The 18,155-nt window shown below is 29.3% G+C and carries 18 protein-coding genes; 5 read left to right on the forward strand and 13 right to left on the reverse strand.

What is annotated here, in order from left to right; all coding sequences use genetic code 11:
• From hemN to hemB, 4 genes are read right to left on the reverse strand one after another with little or no spacing between them, the layout of a single operon-like run.
• Positions 1 to 1,356 (reverse strand): oxygen-independent coproporphyrinogen III oxidase, encoded by a 1,356-nt coding sequence (gene hemN / locus AT682_RS04790; RefSeq protein WP_002883675.1) that lies wholly within the window; start codon positions 1,354 to 1,356, stop codon positions 1 to 3.
• Complete coding sequence (locus AT682_RS04795) at positions 1,343 to 1,834, reverse strand: DUF2603 domain-containing protein (RefSeq protein WP_002883674.1); 492 nt, start codon at positions 1,832 to 1,834, stop codon at positions 1,343 to 1,345. The genes hemN and AT682_RS04795 overlap by 14 nt, the downstream gene beginning before the upstream one ends.
• Entirely contained in the window at positions 1,831 to 2,751 is a 921-nt protein-coding gene (gene argF / locus AT682_RS04800; RefSeq protein WP_002883673.1) for an ornithine carbamoyltransferase, read from the reverse strand. Before argF ends, AT682_RS04795 begins: the two co-directional genes overlap by 4 nt.
• Positions 2,748 to 3,731, reverse strand: a complete 984-nt coding sequence (hemB, locus tag AT682_RS04805; protein WP_002853477.1) for a porphobilinogen synthase — start codon at positions 3,729 to 3,731, stop codon at positions 2,748 to 2,750. Before hemB ends, argF begins: the two co-directional genes overlap by 4 nt.
• A gap of 57 nt (positions 3,732 to 3,788) precedes the next feature.
• On the opposite strand from hemB, the gene ribA reads away from it, so the two are divergent.
• Both ribA and rsmG read left to right on the forward strand, forming a co-directional pair.
• Complete coding sequence (gene ribA / locus AT682_RS04810; protein ID WP_002855920.1) at positions 3,789 to 4,349, forward strand: GTP cyclohydrolase II; 561 nt, start codon at positions 3,789 to 3,791, stop codon at positions 4,347 to 4,349.
• Complete coding sequence (rsmG, locus tag AT682_RS04815; RefSeq protein WP_002883670.1) at positions 4,350 to 4,916, forward strand: 16S rRNA (guanine(527)-N(7))-methyltransferase RsmG; 567 nt, start codon at positions 4,350 to 4,352, stop codon at positions 4,914 to 4,916.
• A gap of 15 nt (positions 4,917 to 4,931) precedes the next feature.
• Here the strand turns inward: rsmG and AT682_RS04820 are convergent, their stop codons facing one another.
• The gene (locus AT682_RS04820; protein ID WP_002883668.1) at positions 4,932 to 5,504 is read right to left on the reverse strand and encodes a hypothetical protein; all 573 of its coding nucleotides are present in this window, start codon (positions 5,502 to 5,504) and stop codon (positions 4,932 to 4,934) included.
• A 94-nt stretch (positions 5,505 to 5,598) separates the two neighbouring features.
• Positions 5,599 to 6,696, reverse strand: coding sequence for a YeiH family protein (locus AT682_RS04825; protein WP_002856085.1), 1,098 nt, complete (start codon positions 6,694 to 6,696; stop codon positions 5,599 to 5,601).
• Positions 6,697 to 6,808: 112 nt separating this feature from the next.
• Here AT682_RS04825 and AT682_RS04830 point away from each other — a divergent pair, with 112 nt between their 5' ends.
• Both AT682_RS04830 and rpoD read left to right on the forward strand, forming a co-directional pair.
• Complete coding sequence (locus AT682_RS04830; RefSeq protein ID WP_002883007.1) at positions 6,809 to 7,690, forward strand: LysR family transcriptional regulator; 882 nt, start codon at positions 6,809 to 6,811, stop codon at positions 7,688 to 7,690.
• Positions 7,691 to 7,769: 79 nt separating this feature from the next.
• Positions 7,770 to 9,638: an RNA polymerase sigma factor RpoD gene (gene rpoD, locus AT682_RS04835; RefSeq protein ID WP_002883008.1), complete on the forward strand. Its 1,869-nt coding sequence runs from the start codon at positions 7,770 to 7,772 to the stop codon at positions 9,636 to 9,638.
• Between the two features lie 14 nt (positions 9,639 to 9,652).
• Here rpoD and AT682_RS04840 read toward each other — a convergent pair whose 3' ends face one another.
• Both AT682_RS04840 and AT682_RS04845 read right to left on the reverse strand, forming a co-directional pair.
• Positions 9,653 to 10,165 carry a SixA phosphatase family protein gene (locus AT682_RS04840; protein ID WP_002883010.1) on the reverse strand — a complete coding sequence of 171 codons (513 nt, stop codon included), beginning with the start codon at positions 10,163 to 10,165 and terminating at the stop codon, positions 9,653 to 9,655.
• The gene (locus tag AT682_RS04845; protein ID WP_002883012.1) at positions 10,162 to 10,680 is read right to left on the reverse strand and encodes a rhomboid family intramembrane serine protease; all 519 of its coding nucleotides are present in this window, start codon (positions 10,678 to 10,680) and stop codon (positions 10,162 to 10,164) included. Before AT682_RS04845 ends, AT682_RS04840 begins: the two co-directional genes overlap by 4 nt.
• Positions 10,681 to 10,777: 97 nt before the next feature.
• Here AT682_RS04845 and AT682_RS04850 point away from each other — a divergent pair, with 97 nt between their 5' ends.
• Complete coding sequence (locus tag AT682_RS04850; RefSeq protein ID WP_002856369.1) at positions 10,778 to 11,194, forward strand: PepSY-like domain-containing protein; 417 nt, start codon at positions 10,778 to 10,780, stop codon at positions 11,192 to 11,194.
• Positions 11,195 to 11,201: 7 nt separating this feature from the next.
• Here the strand turns inward: AT682_RS04850 and AT682_RS04855 are convergent, their stop codons facing one another.
• The 5 genes from AT682_RS04855 to AT682_RS04875 are packed head-to-tail and all read right to left on the reverse strand — an operon-like array spanning position 11,202 to position 18,138.
• Positions 11,202 to 12,818, reverse strand: coding sequence for an AAA family ATPase (locus tag AT682_RS04855; RefSeq protein WP_002856307.1), 1,617 nt, complete (start codon positions 12,816 to 12,818; stop codon positions 11,202 to 11,204).
• A 3-nt stretch (positions 12,819 to 12,821) separates the two neighbouring features.
• On the reverse strand, positions 12,822 to 14,072 hold the full coding sequence (gene mtaB, locus AT682_RS04860) for a tRNA (N(6)-L-threonylcarbamoyladenosine(37)-C(2))-methylthiotransferase MtaB (protein ID WP_002856047.1): 1,251 nt from the start codon (positions 14,070 to 14,072) through the stop codon (positions 12,822 to 12,824).
• Positions 14,069 to 15,640 carry a mechanosensitive ion channel family protein gene (locus AT682_RS04865; RefSeq protein ID WP_002856191.1) on the reverse strand — a complete coding sequence of 524 codons (1,572 nt, stop codon included), beginning with the start codon at positions 15,638 to 15,640 and terminating at the stop codon, positions 14,069 to 14,071. The genes mtaB and AT682_RS04865 overlap by 4 nt, the downstream gene beginning before the upstream one ends.
• The gene (aroB, locus tag AT682_RS04870; RefSeq protein ID WP_002883017.1) at positions 15,637 to 16,692 is read right to left on the reverse strand and encodes a 3-dehydroquinate synthase; all 1,056 of its coding nucleotides are present in this window, start codon (positions 16,690 to 16,692) and stop codon (positions 15,637 to 15,639) included. The genes AT682_RS04865 and aroB overlap by 4 nt, the downstream gene beginning before the upstream one ends.
• A 45-nt stretch (positions 16,693 to 16,737) precedes the next feature.
• A complete protein-coding gene (locus AT682_RS04875; protein WP_002883019.1) occupies positions 16,738 to 18,138 on the reverse strand; it encodes a COG3400 family protein in 1,401 nt (466 codons plus the stop codon).
• Between the last annotated feature and the right edge of the window lie 17 nt (positions 18,139 to 18,155).

Consider the following 18,155-nt stretch of genomic DNA (forward strand, 5'->3'; position numbering starts at 1 on the left):
TTACACCGTTTTTGAGAATACTTTTTTATCTTCACTAATGTTTTTCATATAAGCATCAAAACACATGGCAATATTTCTTATAAGCAAAACGCCTGTTTCATTGACTTTGATAAAATTTTCATCAAAATTAATAAAATCTTTGTATTCTTCTAAAGCTTTTAAATCCTCTTTAAAATACTCCTGAAAATCAATGCAAAATTCTTTTTCTATTGACTTGATATCAAGCTTAAAATTTGCCATTAACTCCATAATCACTGCTTTTCTAAGCTCATCATCATCGCTTAAAGCTACACCTCTTTCAAAAGGCAAAACTCCTCTATCTAATGCAGCTTCATAACTTGACATATTTTTAAAATTTTGCGCATAATGTCTTTGTCCTTCGCCTATACTTGTAAGTCCAACACCGACTAAATCAGCACCGCCTTTGGTGGTATAACCTTGGAAATTTCTATGTAAAGTTCCATTTTCTAAAGCTTTAAAAAGCTCATCATCTTCTTTTGCAAAATGATCCATTCCTATCATTTTATAGCCATTTTTGCTTAAAAATTTCTCACAAAATTCTAAAATTTCAAGCTTCACATCAGGACTTGGCAAGGTATTTTCATCAAATTTTCTCATATTTTTCTTAAGCCAAGGCACATGAGCGTAATTAAAAATCGCCAAACGATCAGGGTTTAAAAGCATAACTTTTTCTAAAGTTTGTGTAAAGCTTTGTAATTTTTGATAAGGCAAACCATAAATTAAATCCATATTTACAGACTTTATGCCTTTATTTCTTACAAGATTTAAAGCATTTTGTGTTAATTCAAAAGGCTGGATGCGATGAATTTCTTTTTGAACTTTTTCATCAAAATCCTGCACTCCAAAGCTGATACGATTAAAGCCATTTTGCGTTAAAACTGTGGCTTGTTCCTCATTTAAAAAACGCGGATCGATCTCACAGCTAATCTCTGCATCTTTAGAAAAATTTCCAAAAACAGATCTGATTTTTAAAATCAAATTTTGAAGTTGTTTAGCACTAAAAAAAGTTGGAGTTCCGCCCCCAAAGTGCATTTGCACCACTTCTCTTTTAGTATCTAAAATAGTACTTAAAATATCAAGCTCTTTAAAGATATAAGTTAAATACCTTTCTTTACTCTCTTCTTTTGCAGTATAGATGACATTACAACCACAAAAATAACAGGCACTCCTACAAAATGGTAAATGAAAATAAAGCGATAAAGATCTATCTTGCTTTTTTAAAATTTCTATATATTCTTCGTATTTGAAATTTGTATTAAACTCTACTGCTGTAGGATAAGAAGTGTAGCGTGGTCCTGCTTTAGAGTATTTTACAAAAGCTTTATAATCTCTCATTTTGGTTTACCCTTTCTATCATCGCTTGCATATCTACAAACAAATTTGGATGCTCTTGCTTGATTTTAGAAATTAATTTTTCAAGATCAATACTAACTTCCATAGTACCATTTTGTGCCTTTTGCTTGATCTCATCCATGGCAACCGTCCAAACATCGTTAAAATCTACAGGAATTTGTTGATAAATCGCCTTTTCTAAACGCAATTCAAAATTCTCTTTTTGACTTTGTTTTAAATTTTCAAGTATATTCTTAAGACTTTGTAAAGAAAGCAAAGTGTGAATTTCATCGTTTTCATCGATCACAAACCAAGGCTCAGGAGAATCAAAACTTCCATTTTCAAGAACTAAACATTTTTCGTTTTCATTCTCGCTTTGCTTCATTTTAAAAATCGTTCTATCTTTTTTCTTTATTCCTAGATTTTGACTAAATTCATCAATGCGTTTTAAGCAAGTGCTATACTTTTCTAGCTCTTTCATTCTCTTCCTCTCTGATTATTCAAAAAGCAAAGCAAGGCTTTTACCACATAAAGGCGATTTCTTGCTTCTTCAAAAATCACATCTGCATGTTTTTCAAAAATTTCTTCACTCACTTCATAACCCCTATAAGCAGGCAAACAATGAAGCAATATCGCGTCTTTATTGGCAACGCTCATAGCCTTTTCATCGATCATAAATCCTTCAAATTCTTTAATCTTGCGTTCTTTTTCATTCTCTTCGCCCATGGAAACCCAAGTATCGGTGATGACTACATCTTTATCCTTTAAAGCTTCAAATTTATCATGGCCTAAGGAAATTTTAGCTCCTGAAATCAAAGCCTGTTTCATAGTAAATTCCCAAATTTCAGGGCTAATTTTATAGTTTTTTGGTATAGCTATACTAAATTCAAAGCCCAAAATCGCAGCCGCAATAAGCCAAGAATTGCACATATTATTACTATCTCCGATAAAAGCAACTTTTGCTATACCATTTTGCATTTTATTCCATTCTTTGATAGTAAGCAAATCTCCTAAAACCTGAGTAGGGTGATAAAGCTCACTTAAAGCATTGATCACAGGAGCTTTGGAATATCTTGCAAATTCGAGTAAAGTTTCATGCTTATTGACTCTCATCATTACAAAATCAACCATCGCTCCTATCACCCTAGCTGTATCCTTTACAGGCTCGCCACGACTAAGTTGTAAATCATTACTGCTTAAAAACAAAGCCTTTCCGCCAAGCTCTGTTATTGCGAGTTCAAAGGCCATTCTTGTTCTTGTAGAGTTTTTCTCAAAAATCATTGCTAAAGTTTTATCTTGTAAAAGTTTTTTAGGCTCTTTTTTAAGCTCACTAGCATGATTTACAAGGCTTAAAATTTCCTCCTTAGAAAAATCTCTTAAAGTTAAAAAATGTTTCATTTTTCTCCTTTTAACATTTTAGCTAATTCTTTAGCATGATAAGTGATGATAAGCTTTGCCCCTGCTCTTTTAAAAGCTATCATAGTTTCATACAAAACTTTTTCATAATCAATCACTCCTGTATTTTTAGCTGCCTTTAACATAGCATACTCTCCGCTTACATTATAAACACACAAAGGCAAGTTAGAATGAAAAGATATTTCTTTAACCACATCAAGATAAGCAAGAGCGGGTTTTACCATCAAAATATCAGCTCCTTGCGCTTCATCTTCTAAGCTTTCTTCTAAAGCTTCTTTACCATTAGCAAAATCCATTTGATAGCTTTTTCTATCTCCATAACTTGGAGCTGATTCTGCTACATCTCGAAATGGCCCATAATAACTTGAAGCAAATTTAGTAGAATACGCCATTATAGGCAAATTTTCAAAACCTTCCTTATCTAAAGCTTCGCGCAAAGTAGTGATAATACCATCCATCATTCCACTAGGTGCTATCATATCTACCCCTGCTCTTGCGTGAACTAAGGCTTGTTTGGCTGAAATTTCTAAAGTGGCATCATTATCCACACTTTTTGTTTTTGGATCGATAATCCCACAATGCCCGTGATCTGTGTATTCACAAAAACAAAGATCGCTGATTATAAAAAGATCTGGAAAATTTTTCTTAATCTCTCTTATACTTCTTGCAACAAGCCCTTCATCATCTAAAGCATCGCTTCCACAACTGTCTTTTTTCTCATTTTCTAAAACACCAAAAAGTATAATGGCTTTAATACCTAAGTTAACTACATTTTGACACTCTTTTAAAATTTCATCTAAACTCATTTGAAACACATCAGGCATAGAAGAAATTTCTTTTTTTATCCCCGTTCCATTAACCACAAAAAGCGGATAAATCAAGTCATTTACACTTAAAGAATTTTCCCTTACCATAGCTCTTAAGTTTTCATTAAGTCTTAATCTTCTAAATCTTTTAAACATTTTTTTGTCCTTTTTTTGCTAAAATCTTAACATAAATTTGATTATAGAGAGTAGTAAATGAAAATAAAAATTTCAGAAATTGCGAATTTACCTAGCAAATGGGGAAATTTCCAAATACAAAGTTTCAAAGAAAATGATAAAGAACATTTATGTATATTTAAAAATACTCCAAAAGACACACTCAATCTAAGAATTCATTCAGAGTGCTTAACAGGAGATGCTTTAGGAAGTTTAAAATGTGATTGTGGGGAACAGCTTGAATTTTCACTCAAATATATAGAAAAAAACGGCGGAATGGTGATTTATCTTAGGCAAGAAGGAAGAGGCATAGGGCTTTTTAATAAGGTTAATGCTTATGCTTTACAAGATAAAGGTTTTGATACGATTAAAGCAAATCATCAGCTTGGCTTTAAAGCCGATGAGAGAACTTATGAAATTGTAGAATTTATACTCAAACACTATGAAATTTCTAAGGTTAATTTACTCACAAATAACCCTGAAAAGCTAGATTCTATCAAAGAAAAAATCATCACACGCATACCGATTTTAATAGAACCTAACCGTTTTAATGTAGAGTATTTAAACATAAAACAAACTCAAATGGGACATCTTAAATAAATGATTTTTAAAGATTATGATTTTTTGCAAAACTACGATTTAAAAAACTTTGAAGAAAAGGTAAAAATTTATAAAGAATTATTATCTAAATTTAACCGCATTCACAATCTTACTCATTTAAAAAATATAGATGAAAATATCTTTGATAGTATTAAAATTTTAGATTTTTATGATTTTTCTAAAGCAAAAAATATTGCCGATATAGGAAGTGGCGCAGGATTTCCAGCTGTATTTTTAGCCTTTTTACTGCAAAGTAATTTTCATCTTTTCGAACCCAATCCCAAAAAAGCTGCATTTTTGCGGACACTAAAAATAGAATGTGAACTTTCAAATTTACATATTTACAAAGAAAAAGTTCAAGAATGCCAAAATACCTTTAAAGCCGATATCATCACTTCAAGAGCCTTAATGGATGTCAAGCCTTTGCTTGAAATTTGCAAAAATCTAAAAGATGACAATACGGTTTTTATTTTATGGAAAGGCAGTGAAGTTTATCAAGAACTTGAAAATATAAAAGATTATGAAATTTTTGAAAATAATTTAAGAAAATATTGTATTTTAAAGTAGCCCTAAGGCTACTTTTTATTCTGCTAAATCAGCATTAAAACTGATATCCACTAAAGGCCAAGAAATTCCACCATGTCCTGCAGCCACATCGCTTAATGCTTTTAATGCTTTAGAACCATTTTTAAAAGTATGCAAATCAAGTTGTCCTTTAGCTTCAAATTTATTATCTTTGATGGTATAAGTTAAAGGCACAATAGTACTTTTTTTATCCATAGTAATTTTTGCTGAAATAACGCCTTTATTTTCACCCGCAATCACATCTTGAAAAACAACTTTAATATCCGTATCTCCCAATAAAGCAGGGAAAAATACTTTTGTGATATTATTGGTTATAATATCATTGCCTTCACCCATAAAAGCATTACTTGGCTTTATGGTAGCTTTAGCGCCTTTAAGATAACTTGCCAAATCCTTTGTATTTTTAGAAAATTTATATTCTACATTTTTAAATTCACCTTTTATTCCTATCATATCTTTAGTTTTATATCCTTCAAAAGAAACCTTTAAACTATCTTCTTTAAAAGATACAGCACTTAAAGCCGAAGCTAACAAGCAAGAACTTAAAACACTTACAAGAATTTTTTTCATCTTTATTCCTTTTTAATAAATTTAATTAATGAATTAAATTATATTCTTAGTTGATTAATAAAATAAAATTTTCTAAAATAAAAAATAATTTTTATTACCAAAGTATACCTTTAAAAGCTAAGGTTAAAAAATATCCTCCAAAAATCAAAACAAGCCCTAAAACAAAAGCCAAGCCAAATACCCTAGAGCCACTTTTTAAAAATTTTTTAAAGTCAATTTGCAAGCCTAAAGCTGCCATAGCAAAAACGATACATAAAGTACAAAGTGTTTTACCTAAAGAGATAATATCACTCGTAGCAATACCTAAAATACTTTCTTTGCTTGCTAAATAAGTATTTAAAACTATCATGCCTAAAAATGCAAAAGCAAAATAAGGTATAGTGATACTTTTTGCAGTTTTTCCACTGCTTGAATGCTGATTTTTAGCGAAAAAATAAGTCACTATAAGCAAAAAAGGCACAAGTAAAATCACTCTCATCATTTTTATAATCACTGCAACATTAGAAGCACCTTGCTCAAATCCTGCCATATCCTTTGCCATTTCAGCAGCACCTGCGACATTTGCCACCTCATGCAAAGTAGCTCCCATAAAAACACCCATAGCATTTTGATCAAAAAAAGGAAAAAGATTTAAAGAAAAAGCTATGGGATATAAGAACATAAACACAAGTCCAAAAATCACCACCGTACCTACAGCTAAAATTCCCTTAAAAGGATCACTTTTCAAACTTGACTCTAGTGCTAAAACCGCTGCCGCACCGCAAATCGCACTTCCGGCTCCAACAAGCATAGAAGTTTCTTTATCGAGTTTAAAAATTTTCATTCCCACAAATAAAGCAATAATAAAAACAAAAAATATCACTATAGCAGAAAGCAAAAACCCTTTCAACCCTACACTTAAAAGCTCAGTTAAAGTGATATTAAAACCATATAAAACAATGCCAAGTCTTAAAAGTTTTTTCGCACTAAAATGCACTCCGGCTTGAAAATGATGTTGGTATTTAAAAAACCAAGGAGAAAGCAACACTCCTACGATGATAGCAAAAGCAGTCGCTGCTAAATGAGTGGTATCTTTGATACTTTGAACACTAGAAAGATACATAGCAAAAATCACTATACAAGCAGTAAAAAGCAAACCCTTAAAATTTGATCGCACTATAGCCACGCTATGTGCTAAAAAACTTGTTTTCATTTATTTTCCTTTTTGTAAATTTTGTGTTATTATATTTTTTTTATTAAAATTATAAAAATATATTATTCTAATTTTTATAATAAATTTTTTTTATTAAATAAAGGAATCACTCATGAAAATCAAAGATATGGAAATATTTTTAGATCTTTTAAACACTCAAAGTCCAACTCATACAGCCAACAATTTTTCCATAACCCAACCTAATGTTTCAATAGTAATTAAAAATTTAGAAAATAAATTTGATGGCATTTTATTTGAAAGACTTGGAAAAAAACTCTTACCTACACCAAAAGCTTTAGAACTAGGAAAAAATTGGTTAAAAATTATACAAGCCTACTACCAAAGCTTAGAAAAATTAAACGACGAAAGTATGCTCTTAGGGGAAATAAAAATAGCCTCAACTCAAAGCATTTCTGAACATTTTTTAGCTCCTATTTTATTTGATTTTAAGGCAGAATTTAAAAACATAGAAATTCGCTCTCAAACGCAGAATTCAAAAGAATGTTTAAATTTACTAAAAAACGGAAATATAGAATTTGCAATCATTGAAGCAGAACTTGATCCAGCTTTAATGGAGTATGAAAATTTAGAAATAAATTTTTGGCAAGATGATGAACTTATAGTAGCTACAAGTGATAAAAAACTCAATGAAAAAGAATTTTATATCGATGAACTTTTGGAACAAAAGTGGATTTTAAGAGAAGCAGGCTCAGGCTTAAGGGATAAATTTTTAAACGAAATTGGTGCAAGCTCAAAAAAACTTAATATTTTTCTTGAACTTGATAGAATGGCTGCAATTAAAGAACTTGTTTTACAAAAAAAAGCAATCTCTATTTTTTCCAAAAAAAGCATAGAAAAAGAATTAAAAAATTCAACACTTTATGAAATTAAATTAAAAAATATCGACCTAAAGCGTAAATTTTATACCTTAAAAAGAAAAAATTATAATTTTAACAGAGCTTTAGAAAAATTTGAAAAAATATTCAAATCATAAGCATAATAACCGATTTATATAGAAAGTTAAGCAATTTTTAGATAAAATCCAAAGCTTATATAAATTTCAAGGATAATCAATGAACGCCAAAACTCAAGAAGCTGAATTAGAAGAATTATTTCAAGAAAATGCAAAAGATTATATCACATATGAAAAATTGGTAAAATATCTTACAAAACAACCAAGTGCATCAACCGCTAAAAAAGTACAAGCATTAATGAAAAAACACAAAGTGCAACTTTTTTCAGCAGCCGAAATTGCACAAATGAAAAACATAGAAGATGCAAAAAGACTTCAAGAAGAAAAACAAAAACTCCAAGATACAAGCCTTGAGAACGAATTTGATTTAGCCAATGAAAACGATTTATTAGAATGGAGCAGATCAGACTCTCCTGTTCGTATGTATTTAAGAGAAATGGGACAAATTGCTTTATTAAACAAAGATGAAGAAATTGAAATTTCCAAAAAAATAGAACTTGGCGAAGATATTATCATTGATGCTTTTTGTTCTGTACCTTATTTGATAGATTTTATTTTAGATTATAAAGAACCTTTAATAAACAGAGAAAGAAGGGTAAAAGAACTATTTAAAAGCTTTGACGATGAAGAAAAAAGTGATGATAAACTTGATGAACTTGATATAGATGAAGATGAAGAAAACGAAACAGAATTAGAATCAGATGAAGAAAATACTAAAAAAAACAGCAAAAAAGAAGATGAAAGAACTTTAAAAGTTATAGAAAAATTTAAAGCTCTAGAAAAAGCTAAAAAAGATTGGCTAAAAACATCCAAAGACAAAGAAAGCGGAGATGAACTTTTAGATAAATTAAGCATTGCGTTCAAAAAAAATATTTTAAAAGAAAAATTAATGGATCTAGGCCCTACTTCAAAACTTATTAGTGAAATCGTAAAGTCAATGGAAACTGCACTAAAAAGCGATGAAGAATTTGACAAAGAACTTAAGCGTTTAGAATACCGCTTACCTATGTTTTCTGATGAACTTAAAAAACGCCATGCAGATATTTTAAAAGATATTACAAAATTGAGCAAAGAAGAAATCACAGAGCGAGCTTTAGAAACAACCATGGTAAGCACTTATATGGAAATTAAAAAACTATTTCAAACTAAAGAAGCTAGTGAAAAAAGCTTTGATCTTGAAAAATCACGTTTAAAAGAAATTTTAGAGCAAATTAAACGCGGTAAAAAAATCTCTGATGAAGCAAAAGGAAGAATGGCAAAATCAAACTTACGTCTTGTTGTAAGCATAGCTAAACGCTACACAAATCGTGGCCTACCTTTCTTAGATCTTATCCAAGAAGGAAATATAGGTTTAATGAAAGCTGTGGATAAATTTGAATACAAAAGGGGTTATAAATTTTCCACTTATGCAACTTGGTGGATCAGGCAAGCTATTTCAAGGGCTATAGCTGACCAAGCAAGAACCATAAGAATTCCAATCCACATGATAGAAACCATCAATCAAATTAACAAAATTATCCGCGAACATCTACAAAAAGATGGAAAAGAACCTGATGTCAGTGTTATAGCTAAAGAAGTAGGTTTAAGTATAGATAAAGTTAAACAAGTTATTAAAATCACAAAAGAACCAATTTCTCTTGAAGCCCCAATAGGAAATGAAGATGATGGTAAATTTGGAGATTTTGTTGAAGATAGAAATTCACTTTCTCCAATGGATCATATCTTAAAGGATGATTTAAAAGAACAAATTGATGAAGTTTTAGATCAATTAAACGATAGAGAAAAAGCGGTAATTCGTATGCGTTTTGGCTTAATGGATGATGAAAGTGATAGAACTTTAGAGGAAATTGGAAAAGAGCTTAATGTCACTCGAGAAAGAGTGAGACAAATAGAAAGCTCAGCTATAAAAAAACTCAAACACCCTAAAGTAGGAAGAAAACTAAAAAATTATATAGAAGGTTGGAAGTAAGAGTCAATCTCTTACTAAAAACCCAAATCTTTTTCTTCTTTTAACTTGCGTACATGTTCAAAAAAAACTAATTTTCCGCTATGTTTTTTTAAATTTTTAAATTCCTTAATATCAAATTCTAAACACAAGATAGAAGAAGTTGGAAAAGAAGCTAAACATAGCGAACTTAATAACTCTCCAAGCTCCATTAAACTAGGATTATGACCCACTAAAAATACTTCATTAAACTCATCATCAATATCTTGCAGAATTTTTAGCAAATTTTCAACATTACAAAGATACAATCTTTTATCAAAACAAATTTTATTTTTATCAAAATTATAAAATTTGGCTATTTTTTTCGCTGTTTTAGCGGTTCTAACAGCAGGACTTGATAGCACCAAATCAGGATGAATTTCATGCAAGGCAAGATTTTTAAAAAGCTTTTTTAAATCTTCCTTTCCACTCTTAGTAAGTTTTCTTTCAAAATCATCAATATCTCCACTCTTGCTTGCTTTTGCATGTCTTATAATATAAATTTTTTTCATTTTACCTCTTTTATTTTAGCTAAAATATAACCACACATAAACCCGAAAATATGACCATACCAAGCAACATTTACTCCTATAAGCAATGGCGCAAAACTCATAAGTAAAATTGCCACTATAAGTCCTTTTGTGCTATTTTTATCAAGAACAGCATAAAAGCCCATTAAAACACAAATTGCACCACTAGCGCCTATGACATTTATATTTTCTCCAAAATATTTAAAATCAAAATACACATAAAAAACACTTAAAAGCGAACATAACAACCCGCCAACAAAATAAATAAAAATAAAACGCAAAGCACCCAAATAAGTTTCTAATATACGCCCAAATTGAAACAAAACTATCATATTTAATATAAGATGAGTTAAATTTCCATGTAAAAACATTGAACTTAAAAGTTGCCAATAAGCTCCATTAAAAAATAAAATATTCAAACCAAGGATATTGTAATAATCATAAGAAATCAAAAAATAACATAAAATATTTAAAAAAATTAAAAAAATTGTAAGCAAAGTATAAAACCTTTATTTTTTATAATATTGTCTTAAAATTCACATAAAATTCATATAAATTCTTTACAATTTTACTAAAAAATAATTAGGAAAAATATTGAAAATTAAATTTTTAAGTATTATTACTATTTTAAGTTTATCTTTAAATGCTGATATAATAATTTCTGCTGATAATTTGCCAAGTGTTTCTAAAGAATTTTTACAACATAATTTCAAAGCACCTATAGGGATCGTACAAAAAGACAAAAATTCCTATGAAGTCTATCTTAGTGATGGGACAGAACTTGAATTTGACATAGATGGAACTTGGAAGGAAATTGAAAATAAAGCCTTTCCTTTTGATCTAGATTTTTTACCTCAAAATTTAGCCAATATCATTAAAAATGAATTTCCAAATATAAAAGCTAGAGAAATCGAAAGAAAAATCAACCATTACAAGATTAAACTTGATAACGATGTAAAAATTCTTATAGATTTCAATGGAACTATCTTGCACAAAGAAATTGATGATTAAAATATAATCAAACCTGCATTATATTTTTAACATCATCATGTTCTATCTTTTCTTTTTCAAGCAAAAGCTCTGATAATTTTAAAATTTTATCCTTCATAGAATTTAAAAATTCATCCATTTCTTTTTTTTGTTCATTTAAATTTGGCTCTTTTAACATATCAAAACTCAACATATAATCAAGCAATTCTTTAATCTTTAAAAAATCATCTTGTGAATTAGTATAACTTTCATTATAAATCAATCTCATAGCTCTAGAACCAGCCAAATAAACTTTTATACGATTGATAAGCTCTGATTTTGATTTTATATTATGCTCATATTCTTTAAAACGATCTTCAATGAGAGTTATTTTATCAAATCCTATGTCAAAATAATACGCACTCAAAGCTTTTGCAGCTTGATAAGTGGCTTGAATTTTTTTCTCTTCATCATTAAAACTCAAAATCTTTTTCTTGCCTAAAAGAACTTTATTTAATACAGCATAAAAATCACTTTCCTCAACTAAAGCACTATTTCTTCTTAAAGCATTAATCGCTGCTTCATTGACCAAAGTTTCAAGTCCTGCTCCACTAAAACCTACGCTTGCTTTAGCGATTTTATTTAAATTGACATTATTGTTTTTATCTTTCATATAAATTTCTAAAATTTTAAGTCTATCCTTAAAATCAGGCAAAGATAAAAAAATTCTCCTATCAAAACGCCCCGAACGCAATAAAGCAGGATCCATAAGTTCGATTTTATTTGTCGCAGCTATAACTATAACCCCACTATTGTCCTCAAAACCATCCATTTGAGTTAAAAGTTGATTTAAAGTGCTATCTCTTTCAACATTTGACATTTCTCCTCTTGCCTTACCTACAGCATCTATTTCATCGATAAAAACTATACTAGGAGCCATCATTTTAGCTTTTGAAAAAAGCTCTCTAACTCTTTTTGCACCCATACCTACATAAATTTCAACAAAACTTGAACCACTTTGATAAAAAAATGGCACCCCTGCTTCTCCTGCAACTGCTTTTGCTATCAATGTTTTTCCTACACCAGGTGGGCCTACCATTAAAACACCTTTTGGCATTTTTACACCAAATTCTTTATATTTTTTAGGATTTTGTAAAAAATCCACAAGTTCGCTTAGCTCCATTTTAACTTCATCAACACCTGCTACATCATTAAAAGTAATATTTGAAATCACAGGTTTTATATGGGAACTTTCTAAATTTATATTTGAATTTTGAGCTTGAGTGTGATTTTGATTCTTATTTGATATTGGATATTTAGCCAACTCTTTTTTACGAGCAAAATAACCAAGACTTATAAAAAGTGCGATAATAAAAATAAGTAAAACAAAAAACACCCAAAGCGTATTATCTTTTTTAACCTCTACGGGAACTTTTGATAAAAGTGTTTTTATATCTATGCCATCTTTTATAATTATGTAATTTTCACCTTCTGCCTTAAGCCAAATTTCGTCTTTATCAATCACAGCTTTTTGGATTAAATTTTGGCTTAATAGACTTTGATAAAGATTTTCATCTATATATTTAGGTTCATTTTTAAAATATAAAATTCCCAAAAGCATACATAAAACCATAAAAGATGCTAAAATTATCTTTTTATTTTTCATTATCTAGCCTTTTAAATTTACAAAGTTAGACTTTTCTTGTACTTCATATTCAGATATAACGATCCATTCTTTAGCTATATCTTTATTACTTTTAATTTTGATCTTATTAAAAAACTGATCATAACCCTCAAAAAAACCATCTTTTTGATTTTCTACCAAAACTTCAAGTGAAACTTGATTTTTTTTCCTAAATTCATAATTATTTTTTTCTACTATGGATTTTAAAGTGTTTAGCCTTTCTTTAGCTAAAGTTCCATTTATCACATCTTTCATGGTAGCAGAATGCGTGTTGTTTCTAGGACTAAAAATAAAAGCATGGATATGAGTGAGTGGAAATTCTTTAAAATTTCTTAAAGCTTCTTGCCATAGCTCTTCACTCTCGCCTGGATGAGCTACTATAAAATCCGTCCCTAAAGCATATCCTTTGCTTGCTATAGTATTAAAAAGCTTTAAATCATTATCCGTATGTGATCTTCTTCTCATTATACGAAGCATTTTTTCACTTGTATGTTGCAATGCAATATGCAAATGCCTTTCAAGCCAAGCTTCATCTAAGATTTCTAAAAAACTTTCATCAAGCTGTGCGGGTTCTAAACTACCTAACCTTATGCGTTTTATACCTGAAATTTGTCCCATTTTTTGCAAAAGCTTGCCTAAACTTGTGCCATTTTTAAGCCCATATGAACCTATATTAGTCCCTGTTAAAACAATTTCACTATAACCATTAGCTCCCAAAATTTCAACCTGTTTTAAAAGAGCTTTTTCATCCACACTTCTTGATTTTCCCCTCACGCTAGGGATAATACAATAAGAACAAGCAAAATCACAACCTTCTTGAATTTTCACAAAAGCTTTGGTATGATTTTCATACTCGCAAACTATATCTTTATCAATAAAATTTAAATTTCCAAGTTCATAAAAACTTGTCTTTGCTCCTAAAAATTCATTGATTTTATCTTTATTTGACGCTCCAAGCACTCCAAAAACTTGCTTTTTATCTAAAAGCTCCTTACCTTTGCTTACAGCACCACAACCTGTAAGTATAACTTTAATGCCTTTTTTTTGCATGGTATTTACATAAGACTTTATCCCGCTATCAGCTCCATTTGTAACCGTGCAAGAATTTACAACGATAATTTGTGCTTTATTCTCATCATTTATAATCTCATAATCTTTTACATAACTTTTTAAAAGCTCTGTATCATAAATATTTGTGCGACACCCAAAGGTTTTAAAAAAAACTTTTTCTTTCAATCTTTATTCCTTGCATGAAAATGCATATTTTCATGATGTTGTTCAAAATGATTTTGATTTAAATTTCCTAAATATAAATTTTGCGATGGATAAGCAATTTTTATATCTTTATGCTTATTAAATTCTTTTATAATCTCTTTACTAATCGTACTTCTTAATACCAAAGCCGCATAAGCATTGGTCATATACCATGCAGAAATTCGCATTCCCCAATGTTCAAAAAACATAAAAAACCTTGGCTCCACTTTAGGATTTTTAATACTATATTCATGTTGTAAACGAGCTATATTTTTTCTAGCAAGCTCAGTATAACCTTTGGCATGGCGTGTTACAATATTTTCTACAATTTCTTGTGCCTTATCAAGATTGCTATCAAAAGTAACACTTATATCAATGCCATCAAGCACGGTTTTCATACCATGATGAGTATAATTAGCAAGCAAATTTGTAAAAACATAGTTATTAGGAATAAATATAATACGCCCACTACGACGATTTTTATTATAAGTTTCAAGTGTAAGCTCTTCATAAAGAGTAATGCGTAAAAAAGAAATGTCTATAATATCTCCTATATAGGTAGTATCATTTTGAAAAACCTTTACACGATCCCCTACTCTAAAACTTCCACCAAAAATAATCACACACCATCCAAGCATAGACATAAACATATCTTTCATAGCAATAGCTAAGCCCGCAGAGGCAAAACCAAGTATAGTTACAAGATAAGTAATATTTTCTATATAAGCAAAGAGCAAAATAAGAAAAATAATATTTATATTAATAAAATTAATAATCTTCGTAGCAGTATAATATCTTTCACTATCTTTAATGTATTTTTTAGCAATAAATTTCAACATAAAAGCTATAGCTATAACAATAACAATAGCAACAAGTATATTTACAGCCCTTAAGCTTTGAACTTTAATCTCAGCACTTACTCGAGAAAGCTCTTCATCAATTTTTTTCTCATAAACAGAATAAGAAACACTAGCAAAATTTAAAGCTTGCTCAAATTCTTCCAACTTTTTATCCGAAGCTTTTAAAGCTTCTATATTCTCAACACTTGGTTTAAGCTCAACTAATTCCTTAAGTTCTGAGTTTTTTTCCCTGATTTTATCTACTAAATTTTTAAAATCATTAAATTTAAATATATATTCTTCCTTTTCTCCTTTTAATTTCTTAATATGAGAAAAAGCTCCTATAATAGCCAAAGGATTAGTAAGCTTAGATAAAGTTTCTATATTATCAGGGGCACTAAGACTTTGTGCAAAATTTAAATCTTTATATTCTTTAAGCAGGCTCAATTGCTCTTCTAAATTTGCTATCTTGCGTTTAAGTTCTTCTTGTTGGTGAATATCGGAAGTCTTTTTTAAATTAAGATTTAAAATGATTAATTCATCATTTATATCTTGATATTTTATAAAATTTTCATAACGTATATTCCAAATACTAGCACTGATTACAGTATTTAAAGTATTAATTTTCTCATTTATATTATTAATAATAGTCCGATTTACATCACCAAAAGCAAAAACAACAAAAAAGGTTAAAATAATAATTTTTTTCATTGGAATTCTCTTAAAGTTGCAATTATATCTTCTTTAGAAATATCACCTTTTATCAAACCCTTACCCAAAGGACTAGCAAGAACAAAATTGATTTTTTTATTAGAGCTTTTTTTATCCATGAAAAAAGCTTCATAAAATTCATCTACATTGTTGATTTTATATGATATTGGCAAACCGAATTTAAGTAAAATATCTTTTATTCTTTGACTTTGCATTTTATCCAAAAACCCTAAATTTAAAGCCAATTGATTTGCCATAACCATACCTATAGCCACCGCTTCTCCGTGTAAATAAAGCTTATAATCTGTAAAATTTTCTATAACATGAGCAAAAGTATGCCCATAATTTAAAAGCATTCTAAGCCCTGATTCTTTTTCATCTTGTTCAACAACCCTTGATTTAAGTTCTATGCTTCTTGCTATAATTTGAGTAAAAATTTCATTCTCACAAGTAGCATTTAAGAAACTTTTTTCATCAATTTTTTCTATAAAATCAAGTATACTATCATCAAACATTGCTGCCATTTTAATAAATTCAGCCATGCCTGCAGCAAGTTCTCTAGAGCTCAAAGTCTTTAAAAAAGAACCCTCACAATATACAGCTTTAGGTTGATAAAAAGTGCCAATAAGATTTTTACCAAAATTATTATTAACACCTGTTTTTCCACCTACTGCTGCATCAACGCAAGCTAAAAGTGTAGTAGGAATATTTATAAAATCAATACCTCTTTGATAAATACTAGCAGCAAATCCGCCCATATCACTAATCACGCCACCACCAAAACTTATAAGCACGCTTTTTCTATCCAATTTAGAATTAAACATTTGGTTTAAAATTTCTTCCATGGTGCTTAAATTTTTATATTCTTCACCATCTTTTACAGTGGCAATAAAAATTTCTTTTGCCTTAATTTTAGAAAGTAATGTTTTCAAATGAAGACCTGAAATCTTAGGATTTGAAAGTATAAAAACCTTACTATCAAATTCTAATTCTTCAAGTTCATCAATATAAACCTTATAAGCATTTTCTTTTAACTTAACTTCTACTTGCATTGAACTACTCTTTTTGCGTTTATTCTATCACATTTAATTAATTATTTATTCTACTGGTATGAAAAGTTGGTAATTTTGTCTCATTTTATAATAATGCCTATTTAAATTTGTACTTAAATTTCTGCCAAAATCTCTATTTAGTAATTCTTTTTGAAAACTCACAAATTGTAACAAATCTTCGCGATATTGCAAATTTAAAAGAGGGTTTTCATCATTTTTATTAATAATTTGTATATTTTTATCATAAAGCTTAGATAAACTTCTAAAATACTCCTCCATATCTGTAGTATTTTGAGAATTTGGATTATAATAATATAAAATAACTCCAAAATCAAGCTGTTTACTTAAATCAGTAATGACATTTGCATTGTTTTCAAGTTCACTCTCATCAGCACTTAAAATAATCGCTTCTTTAAGCTCATCAAAAGAAGCTTCACCCACTTTCATAATAGGAATTTTTAAATCAAAAAAAGCTTGTTTTTCTTTCTCAAAATTTTTTATATCAGTTACAACTAATCCTATATCATTATTTTGCAACCATGTGGAAATTTGTTTAAAATCCGTGTTGAAATAATCAAAAAACACACCTTCTTTATCCTCAGAAAGTTTTTTTAATTTTTCATACATTACCCCTAATTTAGGATTGATAACATGTATAAAAAATCTTTTTGCATTGCTTTTTTGAGTTAATTTTAAAGTAGTATCAAGCACTCTTTCTTGCATATTTTGATTCATATTTTTCATATCAATTAAAGCAAAAACATTACTTCCAAAAGGCATAGGAAATTGCCCTGCTTTGCCTCTTATATTATGAAAAATACTTTGTAAAACAACAGGATCTCCAACGATCAAAATGCTATCATTTGGCTCTAAAACAAAAGATGGTTTTACAAAATAAATTTTAGAATTTCTATAAATAAGGACTATGCGCCACCTTTTTTGTTGTATTGAACTTATGTGCCTATAAGCAAAAATAGACCCTGCTGGAATTTTTACTTCCATAATCTCTCCAACTCCAAGTCCTATATACTGAGCTGTTAAAGCAATATCTGGTAAAAAATCCATAAATCTACGGCTTAAAGTCATTCTAGCATCAGCTAAATTTGCATGAGTATCATTAACACTTAACCCCCAAAAATCCATTATTTCTATTTCTAAATTTGGATTTAAAGAACGCAAAGCCTCATAACTTTTTTTAGTTTCAAATTCATCTTGCATATAAATAAAAGCCTGTTTAAAATCTTTACTCATAATATTTTCAAGACGCGCTGTGCTTGTAGGATCAAAATAATGCAAGTCAATATACTCACTAGAAATATTTAAGTTATTTTTTTCACTATTTTGACACACTACTGTAAAAAAATAACCTAAGCCTTTTTCAAAACAAAGCCTTTCTAAGAAATGCTTTGCTAAAATACCATCTATTATAATTAAAATATCATTCATTTTAAACTCCAAAAAGG

The sequence above is a fragment of the Campylobacter jejuni genome (assembly GCF_001457695.1).
GTDB classification, from domain to species: Bacteria; Campylobacterota; Campylobacteria; order Campylobacterales; family Campylobacteraceae; genus Campylobacter_D; species Campylobacter_D jejuni.

Coding starts and splice junctions, on each gene's coding strand:
- aroB (WP_002883017.1), bottom strand. CDS start 16,692: ATGCAAGTAGAAGTTAAGTTAAAAGAAAATGCTTATAAGGTTTATATT.
- AT682_RS04820 (WP_002883668.1), bottom strand. CDS start 5,504: ATGAAAAAAATTCTTGTAAGTGTTTTAAGTTCTTGCTTGTTAGCTTCG.
- argF (WP_002883673.1), bottom strand. CDS start 2,751: ATGAAACATTTTTTAACTTTAAGAGATTTTTCTAAGGAGGAAATTTTA.
- AT682_RS04855 (WP_002856307.1), bottom strand. CDS start 12,818: ATGAAAAATAAAAAGATAATTTTAGCATCTTTTATGGTTTTATGTATG.
- AT682_RS04830 (WP_002883007.1), top strand. CDS start 6,809: ATGAAAATCAAAGATATGGAAATATTTTTAGATCTTTTAAACACTCAA.
- AT682_RS04840 (WP_002883010.1), bottom strand. CDS start 10,165: ATGAAAAAAATTTATATTATAAGACATGCAAAAGCAAGCAAGAGTGGA.
- ribA (WP_002855920.1), top strand. CDS start 3,789: ATGAAAATAAAAATTTCAGAAATTGCGAATTTACCTAGCAAATGGGGA.
- AT682_RS04865 (WP_002856191.1), bottom strand. CDS start 15,640: ATGAAAAAAATTATTATTTTAACCTTTTTTGTTGTTTTTGCTTTTGGT.
- rpoD (WP_002883008.1), top strand. CDS start 7,770: ATGAACGCCAAAACTCAAGAAGCTGAATTAGAAGAATTATTTCAAGAA.
- rsmG (WP_002883670.1), top strand. CDS start 4,350: ATGATTTTTAAAGATTATGATTTTTTGCAAAACTACGATTTAAAAAAC.
- hemB (WP_002853477.1), bottom strand. CDS start 3,731: ATGTTTAAAAGATTTAGAAGATTAAGACTTAATGAAAACTTAAGAGCT.
- AT682_RS04795 (WP_002883674.1), bottom strand. CDS start 1,834: ATGAAAGAGCTAGAAAAGTATAGCACTTGCTTAAAACGCATTGATGAA.
- AT682_RS04825 (WP_002856085.1), bottom strand. CDS start 6,696: ATGAAAACAAGTTTTTTAGCACATAGCGTGGCTATAGTGCGATCAAAT.
- AT682_RS04875 (WP_002883019.1), bottom strand. CDS start 18,138: ATGAATGATATTTTAATTATAATAGATGGTATTTTAGCAAAGCATTTC.
- hemN (WP_002883675.1), bottom strand. CDS start 1,356: ATGAGAGATTATAAAGCTTTTGTAAAATACTCTAAAGCAGGACCACGC.